At 63.2% G+C, this 6,617-nt stretch carries 7 protein-coding genes and 2 riboswitches; all 7 genes read left to right on the forward strand.

The window, feature by feature from the left end:
• Nucleotides 1-62 precede the first annotated feature (62 nt).
• Entirely contained in the window at nt 63-701 is a 639-nt protein-coding gene (locus tag B7Y49_RS03150; protein ID WP_374126113.1) for a hypothetical protein, read from the forward strand.
• Between the two features lie 67 nt (nt 702-768).
• A riboswitch (glycine riboswitch) is annotated at nt 769-874 on the forward strand.
• A riboswitch (glycine riboswitch) is annotated at nt 875-989 on the forward strand.
• A 62-nt stretch (nt 990-1,051) separates the two neighbouring features.
• Nucleotides 1,052-2,197: a glycine cleavage system aminomethyltransferase GcvT gene (gcvT, locus tag B7Y49_RS03155; RefSeq protein WP_374126114.1), complete on the forward strand. Its 1,146-nt coding sequence runs from the start codon at nt 1,052-1,054 to the stop codon at nt 2,195-2,197.
• Between the two features lie 12 nt (nt 2,198-2,209).
• Nucleotides 2,210-2,581: a glycine cleavage system H protein gene (gene gcvH, locus B7Y49_RS03160; RefSeq protein ID WP_374126115.1), complete on the forward strand. Its 372-nt coding sequence runs from the start codon at nt 2,210-2,212 to the stop codon at nt 2,579-2,581.
• Nucleotides 2,582-2,696: 115 nt separating this feature from the next.
• Nucleotides 2,697-4,055, forward strand: a complete 1,359-nt coding sequence (gene gcvPA / locus B7Y49_RS03165; protein ID WP_374126116.1) for a glycine dehydrogenase — start codon at nt 2,697-2,699, stop codon at nt 4,053-4,055.
• A complete protein-coding gene (gcvPB, locus tag B7Y49_RS03170) occupies nt 4,052-5,623 on the forward strand; it encodes a glycine dehydrogenase subunit 2 (RefSeq protein WP_374126117.1) in 1,572 nt (523 codons plus the stop codon). The genes gcvPA and gcvPB overlap by 4 nt, the downstream gene beginning before the upstream one ends.
• A gap of 1 nt (nt 5,624) precedes the next feature.
• On the forward strand, nt 5,625-6,068 hold the full coding sequence (locus tag B7Y49_RS03175) for an ABA4-like family protein (RefSeq protein WP_374126118.1): 444 nt from the start codon (nt 5,625-5,627) through the stop codon (nt 6,066-6,068).
• Nucleotides 6,069-6,335: 267 nt separating this feature from the next.
• Nucleotides 6,336-6,617: helix-turn-helix domain-containing protein (locus tag B7Y49_RS03180; protein ID WP_374126119.1), on the forward strand; the 282-nt coding region annotated here is incomplete at its 3' end.

A 6,617-nucleotide genomic window follows, 5' to 3' on the forward strand; every position in this document is an offset into this window, starting at 1 on the left:
TTCAGGGGTCGGCGCGCGGTAATGGCGGCGGCCCCCTTCTCGTTCAAAAGGTGCGTACGCCTGTGACAGCCCGGAAAATCGCTATCCTCGTCGCCCCGATCCTGTTGACAGCGGGATGCGCCAAGACCGGCGAAGTTACGCTGGGCGGCATCACCGCCATCCGCACCGCTTGCCCCGCTGTCGCGGTGCCTGCTGCAACGGGAGACGTCACGCTGTTCAACCCGGCATCGAGCCAGGAGCAATCTGCGCTCGACGTGAGCGCGCTGATGACGAATGTTCGTTCCACCTGCAGCGATGTGGGCGAGAATGTGCAGACGGTGGTGACTTTTGACATCCGCGCGCGCCGCACCAGCACGCAAGGCGCGCGCGACGTGACTTTACCCTATTTCATCACTGTCGTGCAGGGCGGCACGGCCGTGGTCGCCAAGCGAATCGGCCGGGTCTCGGTCCATTTCGATGACGGTCAAGCGCGCGGATCGGTCAGTGGCCAGGCGACCGCCAATGTGCTGCGGTCGGCGGCCACCCTGTCGCCCGAAATTCGCAAATCACTCACCCGGATTCGCAAGGCGGGCGCCGAAGATGCGGCGGTTGATCCGCTCTCACGCCCCGAAATCCGCCAGGCGGTGCAGCGCGCCAGCTTCGAAGCGCTGGTCGGCTTCCAGCTCACCGACGCGCAGCTGAAATTTAACGCGACGCGCTAGGCCGCGCGCGATTGACTCGGTTGCTGCGGCGCGGCACAGATTAGCGGTCGATGCCGGGCAACCGGCATGGGTAAGCGCGGGAGAGCGTTTCGGGTAACCCCAAAGGTTGGCCGGAACCGCCGAAGGAGCAACCGCCCCGGAATCTCTCAGGCAATCGGGACCGCGCTGACCTGAAACGACACTCTGGAAAGCGGCAGCGCGGCGTTCGCGGTGCCCACCGAAGGGGTAAGCCGGCCTGGCACAACGCAGGCGGCGAAAGCTCTCAGGTTCCGTGACAGAGGGGGCGGCGGGTCGATCGCGGGAGTTCCCGTGCGCGGCAGGCCGTAACCCCATGCTGCGGAAGGCCTGTGATGAGCGACCAGATCGAGTTCATCGATACGATCGAGAACCTGCCGCTTGACGCTTGGCACCGCGCGCGTGGCGCGCGCATGGTCGAATTCGCCGAATATTACATGCCAATCCAATATGATGGCATCATGGCCGAACATCTGTGGACCCGCGAAAATGCCGGCCTGTTTGATGTGAGCCATATGGGGCAGCTGCTGTTCAGCGCCGATGGCGAAAGGGCGGATGTCGCCGCCGCGCTTGAAGCGTTGTTGCCGGGCGATATCAAGGCACTGGCGGCGGGGAAGATGCGTTATTCGCTGCTGCTCGCCGACAATGGTGGCATTCTCGACGATCTGATGGTGACGCGGCTGCCCGATGGGTCAGCGTTCGACGCTGCATATTACATGGTCGTCAACGGCGCAGTGAAGGCGGATGACATCGCCCATTTTGTCGAGCATCTGCCCGATGACGTGCGGCTGAACCACCTAGACGAACAGGCATTGCTCGCGCTGCAGGGGCCTAAGGCGGTCAATGCTTTGGCGCGGATCGTGCCAGGGGTGGAGGCGCTGGTGTTCATGACCGCGGCGGCGTTCGACTGGAACGGCACGCCGCTCTGGATCAGCCGGTCGGGCTATACCGGCGAGGATGGATTCGAGATTTCGGTGCCCGCCGACGCGGTCGAGGCGCTGGCGGAGGCGCTGTGTGCGCAGCCTGAGGTGAAGTCGATCGGGCTAGGTGCGCGCGATTCGCTGCGGCTGGAGGCGGGGTTGCCGCTCTATGGGCATGATCTTGATCCTGAGACGACCCCGATCATGGCCGATCTTGGCTTTGCGCTGTCGAAGCGGCGGCGCGAGGAGGGCGGATTTCCGGGTGCCGAGCGCATCCTTGCGGAGCGCGCCAGCGGTCCAGCGACGAAGCGGGTTGGGCTGCTCGTTGAGGGCAAACAGCCCGTGCGCGAAGGGGCGGAAGTGATTGGCGATGACGATGCGCCGGTCGGCAGGATCACCTCTGGCGGGTTCGCGCCGAGCGTCGGTGCGCCGATTGCAATGGCCTATGTGCCCGCCGACATGGCCGCACCCGGTACCCACGTCCGTATTGCCCAGCGCGGCAAAATCCATACCGGCATCGTCACTGCGATGCCGTTCATTCCTCATCGTTACGTTCGCTAAAGGAGGCACCGCATGAGCCGCTATTTCACCGAAGATCATGAATGGGTTGAGCTTGACGGCGATATCGGCACGGTCGGCATCACCAACTATGCGCAGGAACAGCTTGGCGACATCGTGTTCGTTGATGTGCCCGAAGAGGGCAAGGACGTGACCAAGGGCGACGAAGCCGCCGTAGTCGAATCGGTGAAGGCCGCGTCGGACGTTTACTCGCCCGTCTCAGGCACGGTGATCGAGGGCAACAGCGCGCTCGATGACACGCCCGGCCTGGTCAACGAAGACCCTGAAGGCGATGGCTGGTTCTTCAAGCTGACCTTGTCCGACCCGAGCGAGGTCGAAGGCATGATGGACGAAGTCGCCTATGAAGCGTTCGTGAGCAAGCTTTAACCCGCACCAAAACGCGTCATGCCAGCGGAGGCTGGCATCTTTGCGGGGCGCGTGTGCCGCCGGCCCCATGAAGGCCCCAGCTTTCGCTGGGGTGACGATTTTCAGGAACATTATCATGCGTTACCTGCCGCTTACCCCCGCTGACCGGACGGCGATGCTCGCCACCATCGGTGCCGCATCGATCGATGATCTCTTCGTCGATGTGCCCGAAGCCGCACGCCTCGATGGGCCGATCCATGATCTGCCGATGCATGCCAGCGAAATGGCGGTGGAGCGGCACATGCGGGCGCTGGCGCGGAAAAACACCGTCGCGGGCGACGTGCCGTTCTTCCTCGGCTGCGGCGCGTACAAGCATCATGTGCCGGCGAGCGTTGATCATCTGATCCAGCGCGGCGAGTTCCTGACGGCCTACACACCCTATCAGCCGGAAATCGCGCAGGGCACGCTGCAGATGCTGTTCGAGTTCCAGTCGCAGGTTGCGCGGCTGCTCGGCACCGATGTGGCGAACGCATCGATGTATGACGGCTCGACCGCGTGCTGGGAGGCGATCGGCATGGCGCGCCGGATCACCAAGCGCGGCAAGGCGATCCTCTCGTCGGGGCTCCACCCGCATTATGTGTCGGTCGCCAAGACGATGGCGAAATATACCGGCGATTTGCTCGAAACCTCGCTGCCGACCCTCACCGCCGAAACCGATATCGACGCGCTGATCGCCGCGATCGACAGCGATACGTCCTGCGTGGTCGTGCAATATCCCGACATTCTCGGTCGGATCGCCGATTTGCAGCCGCTCGCCGATGCGTGCCACGCCAATAAGGCGCTGCTCATCGCGGTCGTCACCGAGCCGGTAGCGCTCGGCGCGATCAAGTCGCCCGGCGAAATGGATGCCGATATCGTCGTCGGCGAAGGCCAGTCGATCGGCGTCGGCCTGCAATTCGGCGGCCCCTATGTCGGGCTGTTCGGCTGCAAGGAGAAATATCTCCGCCAGATGCCCGGGCGGCTGTGTGGCGAGACGGTGGATGCGACCGGCAAGCGTGGTTTTGTGCTGACGCTCAGCACGCGCGAACAGCATATCCGCCGCGAAAAGGCGACGAGCAACATCTGCACCAACTCCGGCCTGTGCGCGCTGGCGTTCTCGATCCACATGACGCTGCTGGGCGAGGCTGGCCTGCGCAAGCTGGCGAGCGTCAACCACGCGCTGGCGGTGACGGCAGCGGATCGGTTGGCGCAGGTGCCGGGGGTCAGCCTCGTCAATGACAGCTTCTTCAACGAATTCACGCTGGTGTTACCGAAAACCGCGCGCCCGATCGTGCGGCAACTGGCCGATCGCCAGATCCTCGCAGGGGTCTCGCTCGGGCGGCTTTATCCCGGCGTTGTCGAACTCGACCACGGCCTAGTCGTTGCAGTGACCGAAACGACGACGCTCGAAGATATCGAAACCCTCGCAACTGCGCTCGAAGAGGTGCTGGCATGACAATCAACGCAAGCGGCTGGCGTCCGGAATTGGGCAGCAGCAAGACCGATGGCCCCGCAACTTTTACGGGCAACCGGGGGCTGATGCTCGAAGAAGCGCTGATCTTTGAGATTGGTGACAGCGAGACGACGGGGGTCGACATTGCCGATATGGCTCCAGCTACTAGCCGCCTCGGCGGATTGGCGCGCGAACGGACGATCGGGTTGCCCGGCCTTTCCGAGCCTGAAACCGTCCGCCACTATACCCGCCTCAGCCGCCAGAATTACGGGATCGACCTCGGCTTTTTCCCGCTCGGTAGCTGCACGATGAAGCACAACCCGCGCCTAAACGAGAAAATGGCGCGGCTGCCCGGATTCGCCGACATCCACCCGCTTCAGCCAGTCGATACGGTGCAGGGCGCGCTGGGCGTCATTAACGAGCTCGCGGTGTGGCTGATCAAGCTCACCGGCATGCACGGCGTCGCAATGAGCCCCAAGGCGGGCGCGCATGGCGAATTGTGCGGCATCCTGTGCATCAAGGCGGCACTCGAAGCACGGGGAGAGGGGCACCGCAACGTCATCCTCGTGCCCGAATCAGCGCATGGCACGAACCCGGCGACGGCCGCGTTCGCGGGCTATTCGGTCGAGGATATCCCCGCGACGCCCGAAGGCCGTGTCGATACGGCTGCGCTCAAAGCACGCCTTGGGCCGGATGTGGCCGGGGTAATGATCACCAACCCCAATACCTGCGGGCTGTTCGAACGCGACCTGAAGGAAATTTCGGACGCGGTTCATGCGGTCGGCGGGTACGTTTATTGCGATGGCGCAAACTTCAACGCGATTGTTGGCCGGGTGCGGCCGGGTGATCTCGGCGTCGATGCGATGCACATCAATCTGCACAAGACCTTCTCGACCCCGCATGGCGGCGGCGGGCCGGGCTCTGGTCCGGTCGTGCTCTCCGAGGCGCTGAGCCCGTTCGGGCCGCTGCCCTTCACGGCACGCTACGCCGATGGGCATATCGCCCTGATCGAGGAAGAAACGGCCGGCGACGACCATCCCCACACCTTTGGGCGGATGGTGGCGTTTCATGGCCAGATGGGCATGTTTACGCGCGCGCTCAGCTACATCATGAGCCACGGCGCGGATGGCCTGCGGCAAGTCGCCGAAGATGCGGTGCTCAACGCCAATTATGTGCTGCGCAGCCTGGAGGATGTGCTCGATGCGCCGTTCGCGCATAGCGGCCCGTGTATGCACGAAGCATTGTTCAGCGATAACGGGATGGCCGAAGGCTTCACCACGCTCGATATCGCCAAGGGGCTGATCGACGAAGGGTTCCACCCGATGACGGTCTATTTCCCGCTCGTCGTCCACGGCGCGATGCTCGTCGAGCCGACCGAGACCGAGAGCAAGGCGGCGATGGACCAGTTCATCGGCGCGCTGCGCCACGTGGCAGGGCGCGCCAAGGCGGGCGACCCGGCGCTGAAATCCGCCCCGCACTTCGCCCCCCGCGCGCGGCTCGACGAAACGCTAGCGGCGCGCAAACCGGTGCTGGTGTGGAAGGACGCGCCATTGGCAGAGGCGGCGGAATAGCATGAACTGGCCCGTCCTGTTCCAGATCGTCAACACAGCCGCACTCGTCCTGTGGCTGGTGTTGATCCTCGCGCCGCGCTGGCGGGGAGGGATTGATCAATTGCGGATTGCGGGGGCGGGTGGGCTTAGCCTGTTCTATGTCGTGCTGATCACCACGGCTTTGACCGTCGGGTTTGGCGACAGCGGCGGCCCGGCGCCTGACTTCACGACCATCGCCGGCATCCGCGCGATCTTCGCCACCGATGGCGGCGTGGTGACCGGCTGGACGCATTATCTGGCGCTCGATCTGTTCACCGGACTGTGGATCGCCGAGGATGCCGATCGGCGCGGGATGGGCCGGGTGTTGCAGGCGCCAATCCTGGCACTGACGTTTCTGGCCGGGCCTGCGGGGTTATTTCTGTATCTGGCCGTATCACGACTGTTGTTTCCCCGCCGAGTCGTCTGATCGCCTCCTCCGCTGGTTCTGCCGGGGGCGGTTTCCTCATCCAAATTGGATATGAGTTTTATTGCGGCGATATGGTGCGCCCGGGTGCCGCATCCGCCGTCGCTGCTGACTTGTGTTGATGATGCGCCACCGAATCACCGGCGATGTTTGGTCCATCATCGGACGATTTCGCCAATGATTACGGTAACCGCCGACGATGCGGGAATGACCGCGATGTGATTGCTCCAAAATCGATTGGAGGAAGCGCGCCAACGCATCGAAACTATGATGAAAAGACCGCCGATCGCGACGTGGTCATCACCAATGTCGGCGATTGCGATGATTTTAGTGTGCGGAGCGCAAGATATGCACGACATCGGCAAACGTTTGCTGATCGCGATGAAAGCGCGAGGTATTCCCAAACAATATCTGCTCGCCGATCTGATAGCCGTTGATCAAAGCGCTGTTACCCGGTGGATTTCTGGAAAGAGTATGAGCATTTCGCATGCAATGGCGATTTGCAATCAACTTAATCTGTCGATGGACTGGCTGATCCTTGGCATCGGCGGC

This window comes from Sphingomonas sp. 28-62-11 (assembly GCF_002278865.1).
Classification (GTDB): Bacteria; Pseudomonadota; Alphaproteobacteria; order Sphingomonadales; family Sphingomonadaceae; genus Sphingomonas.